The organism is Microcoleus sp. OTE_8_concoct_300, from assembly GCF_031383065.1.
In the GTDB taxonomy this organism is placed as follows: Bacteria; Cyanobacteriota; Cyanobacteriia; order Cyanobacteriales; family Microcoleaceae; genus Microcoleus.
Genome location: NZ_JANMZH010000346.1, coordinates 1 through 1,320 on the forward strand (window position 1 = coordinate 1; position 1,320 = coordinate 1,320).

A 1,320-nucleotide genomic window follows, 5' to 3' on the forward strand; every position below is an offset into this window, starting at 1 on the left:
CTCAGCGGAAATCCTATCGCTCCCAAAACTTGCCCGCTCAAACCAGCGTCTATCTGTAAGTGGGAACCACAAACTAAACCATAAAACTTTACAGTTCCGAAAATTATAGCTACCAAATTAGGACACAAATCACCATAATTATCATTGGAAAGTCCGCCTAGGCGGACTTAGTTTGTGTCACCGCGATTTCAATCGCCTGAATATTTTTGCAAGAAGTCTATTTCATCACTTAGGATTAACAACAAACTCACTGACAATAAACGGTTTTTGATTGATAATCGCAGTGGGATTAGCATCAAGTTGCGATTGCGTGTAAGGTTCAATACCATAAGTTATTACCCGCAACTGCTGACTCTCAGGAGCAACTTCAAACTCATTCCAGCCGTAGGTATGCACTCCTAAATACTCTCCTTGAATCAGTCTAGCGTCAATCCCAGAACCTTCCAAACCAACTGGATCGTACCCTAGCGGCGCTGTCCGAGTATCCAGAATATTGCGAACAAAGGCATCTTTTTCTTCCCTTGTCGGCAATGAATTATAGCGATTTTTTTCCGATTGTGGCAGCAAGGCAGTGGGCGTAAAAGCAACTGTTGCCGGACCAAAGGGGGCGGCAAACGGCCCTTGCCCGATGTTCAACTGAATAGCAACAGGACTGGTCATTACATCAATAACATCCGTAGGGATTTGCGGCTGACCTGCGGCTTCTTGATAGGTGACATTATTCACGACATATCCGTGAAAATCTCCCGTCGCAAAAACCACATTTTTGATGTTATTTTCTTTGATGAAACGCAGCAAATCTGTTCGTTCAGCAGCATAACCTTCCCAGCGATCGCCTGCAACCGGAATACCAAAATTTTGAATCGGATCGCTTGACATAATAAACTTCCAAGTGATACCATTTTGTTGAGCTTTCAGTAAGTCATTTTTCAAGTCTTGAAGTTGCGCCCCGCCTAACATCGTGCGATTCGGCGCAAAGGCATCATTGAGAAACTTATTAACAGTAGCTTGGTCGGAAGTTTCCGCAATACTTTTCAAAGAATTATCTCGGAAAGAGCGCAAGTCTAACACAAATGTAGCTGCATCACTGCCGAAGGTATTATAGCGATAAAGTTTCTGCTCGTTAGCAGTGCGAGAGTCGCCTGTATTTCTATAAAAATCATTTCGCACGGGATTGTAGGCTTGAAATGCTTGTAAAGCTGTGTCAAATACAGGCGTATCATTGACAAAGCCTCCCCCCGTCCCGAAAATTCCTTCTTTTTGCGGCGACTCACTAGGTGTTGCACCGCCGGCAAAATCATTCGTGAGTTCGTGGTCATC

At 44.2% G+C, this 1,320-nt stretch carries 1 protein-coding gene; it reads right to left on the minus strand.

What is annotated here, in order from left to right; all coding sequences use genetic code 11:
* Positions 1–225: 225 nt before the first annotated feature.
* Positions 226–1,320: alkaline phosphatase D family protein (locus tag ACUVJL_RS15670; protein ID WP_445246689.1), on the minus strand; the 1,095-nt coding region annotated here is incomplete at its 5' end.